This window comes from Lyngbya sp. CCY1209 (genome assembly GCF_035615495.1).
In the GTDB taxonomy this organism is placed as follows: Bacteria; Cyanobacteriota; Cyanobacteriia; order Cyanobacteriales; family Microcoleaceae; genus Limnospira.
In genome coordinates this window covers 1-2,883 of record NZ_JAJENU010000155.1, presented here as the reverse complement: position 1 = coordinate 2,883, position 2,883 = coordinate 1, and the positions used below count along the sequence as shown (strand labels likewise).

The following is a 2,883-nucleotide window of genomic DNA, read 5'->3' as shown; positions in this document are numbered from 1 at the left end:
GCGACTTCAGTCGCCGTTCGCTTTTCATCCGTGCTTTAAAAAGACACGGCTTTCAAGCTCTCGTCCTTTTCTCGTAATAAAGTCACCCCTCACCCAACCCCGGGCGCCGGAGCCGTAGAATTCTATATAATACCACATATATCCATCATTGGCGATGGTTTCATTGATGACGTTAACCCCGTCTCCGGCATAGCCGTAGTGAGGAGAAGAATAACCGGTTCCGGGGCCGGAGCGAATGTTAATTTGGGAGCCGTAATCGGAAGTTGTCAAGCGGGCGGGATAAGCGAAGCTGGGAAGGGCGACGGCGGCCATCATGGCGATCGCAGAACAGGTAGCCAGGACTAATGTTTTGGGACTCATGGAACGACTCCAGAAGTAATAAAGTGTGTGTCGAGCAAGGATGTGTGTCTGATTTTTTCGGTCAAACTGTCGGGAATTGAACGGTGGGATTAGTAGGTGATGAAGTCCCCGCGAACCCAACCCCGGGCGCCGGAGCCGTAGAATTCGATGTAGTACCAGGTGTATCCGTCGTCGCCGATGGTGTCGTTGATGATTTCAACCCGATCGTCATCGTAGCCGTAGTGAGGAGAAGAATAGCCGGTTCCGGGGCCGGAGCGAATGTTAATTTGGGAGCCGTAATCATCAGAAGTTAAATAGCCCGGATAAGCCAAACCGGGGAGGGCGGTGGCAGCCATCATGGCGATCGCGGAACAGGTAGTCAGGACTAATGTTTTGGGACTCATGGAACGACTCCAGTATTAATAAAGTGAAGTTTGAGCCAGAATTGGTGTCGGGTGCTTTGCTGTTTTCTAGCTTGTTCTTATTATTTCCGGAACAACCGGGGTTTGGAAATCGTGGAACTACCGAACTTTTGAATGTAAACTTGTGTAAAACTGTGGAAATTACCGAGATATTTGTGAATTTGAGGTGACTTCCATTACATCTATCAAGTTGATAGCTCAAGTTGATAGATTGAATTCGCTCGGTATTGATGCGGTGTGTGCGAGGCAGATGGTATCAATGTTAACAAAAATGCGTCAACAAAAGTGATGGGATTGTCGGGTGGAAAAGGCTTTCACTCGGGTTGATGTAAGGGAAGAGTAACTGTGACGATCGTCCCCCGGTTCACTTCACTTTCGATCTGGATCTGACCCCGGTGATTTTGCACGATCGCGGCGACAATTGACAACCCCAAGCCCGACCCCGACAAACTGCGGTGGCTGCGGGCTGGATCGACCCGGTAAAAGCGATCGAAAATGTGGGGGAGGGCTTCGGGGGGGATGCCGATGCCGGTATCTTTGACGGAGACTTGCAGGGCTTCAAATTGCCCTCGCCAATCTCGGGATTCTGGGGTTCGGGGCGATCGCATTTCCTCCCGGGAAGAAAATCGCCCGTTTCTGGGGATATATTGGAGCGTGACGATAATTTCTCCGCCCCCGGGGGTGTAGTTCAAGCTGTTGCCGATCAAATTAATAAATAATCGCCCCAACTGATCGCGATCGCCCTCCAAAGTAAATAAATCCGTTTCGACTTCGGGGGGGAGCGTCTCCCCCTCCGACACCGGGGAAGGGGGGTCGATCAAATTCAGGGACAGGTGGATGTCAGCCGCCGAGACGATCGCTTCGAGTTCCTCCATCACTTCCATCAGCAAAGCATCCAGGGGGACGGGGGCGAATTTTGACTGTACCATTCCCCCATCCTGTCGGGCCAAAAATAGCAGGTCGTCCACCAGGCGGCCCAGGCGCCGGGTCAGGCGCTCGATCGCCTGCAATTGTTGTTGGCTATCCGGATTGATATTTGGATCGGCCAAGGCGACTTGAACATTGGTTTGGATCGTCGCGATCGGGCTGCGGAGTTCGTGGGAGGCGTCGGCGGTAAACTGTTTGAGATGCTGATAAGATTCCCGCACGGGTTCGATCGCCAACTCCGACAAAAACCAGCCGATGGCTGCCACAGAAATCAACGTCAAAACCGCCCCCGTCGCCAGATCCGTCACCAACTGGCGGATCGGCTTCGTCACCTCAAACCAGGGGTGGCTGACTCGCAGATACCCCAAAACTTGACGACCGATTTCGACGCGATCGGTCACTTGTCGCAGTACCATTTCCTGGGAGTTCCCGGCGGGTTCGTCGAGTAACGACCAGTGATGATCCCTCAAGCGAACCGTTTCCCCGTTTCGGTGGGGGTGGAGGGGGATGTCGAGGGGTTCGGAGAGGGTGGACCACAATAATTCCCCCGTGGGGCCGAACCATTCTATATCGATGTGGTCGTCGTCGGCCGCATCGACATTATTGCGAAAGCTGGCTTCGATATTGACGGCGTACTGACCCCCCCGGACGGGTTCGATGACGAGCGATCGCTCCACCACTTCCACAACATGATTGAGGGTATCGTCGATGCGATCGATGAGGGTATTGCGGACGTAGAGATAAAAGCCGCTGGCGAACAGCAGCAACAGCACTGCGGTGACGGCGGTGTACCAGAGGGCCAAACGGCGGCGGGTGGCTTGGAACATGGTTGGGGAATGGGGAAAAAACCGGGTTTCTAGGGGAGATGTGGGTGGGGAGGATCAGAGTCCCCAGGTTTAGCGATCGCCGGTGATCGCAAAAATGAAGAGTGCAAATGCCGCGATCGCCACCGCCCCGAGGAGCAAAAATTTGCGTCTAGAATTGACCATTTTTCCCGATTTTTTGCCGACAGTTTTCCAAGCTTCCGCTGGGGAAAATTAACCCTTAATAATTAATCATTAATCATTAATCATTTTAAATCGGGAACTTGTGAATTTTTGACGGTTGACTTTTGACTTTTATAGCAATGAGCGCTCGTGTGTTTACAGTTCGGTTCGTGGAACAGAACCCGAAACTTCCATGTGTCTTGGCGATT

At 52.7% G+C, this 2,883-nt stretch carries 3 protein-coding genes; all 3 read right to left on the bottom strand.

What is annotated here, in order from left to right; genetic code table 11:
* Nucleotides 1-24: 24 nt before the first annotated feature.
* The 3 genes from LKE08_RS02020 to LKE08_RS02010 all read right to left on the bottom strand — a co-directional run bounded on the left by LKE08_RS02020 (nt 25) and on the right by LKE08_RS02010 (nt 2,515).
* Complete coding sequence (locus LKE08_RS02020; protein WP_324702521.1) at nt 25-360, bottom strand: SH3 domain-containing protein; 336 nt, start codon at nt 358-360, stop codon at nt 25-27.
* 89 nt (nt 361-449) lie between these two features.
* Nucleotides 450-743 (bottom strand): SH3 domain-containing protein, encoded by a 294-nt coding sequence (locus LKE08_RS02015; protein WP_324702520.1) that lies wholly within the window; start codon nt 741-743, stop codon nt 450-452.
* A gap of 332 nt (nt 744-1,075) precedes the next feature.
* Nucleotides 1,076-2,515: a HAMP domain-containing sensor histidine kinase gene (locus tag LKE08_RS02010; protein WP_324702519.1), complete on the bottom strand. Its 1,440-nt coding sequence runs from the start codon at nt 2,513-2,515 to the stop codon at nt 1,076-1,078.
* Nucleotides 2,516-2,883 lie beyond the last annotated feature (368 nt).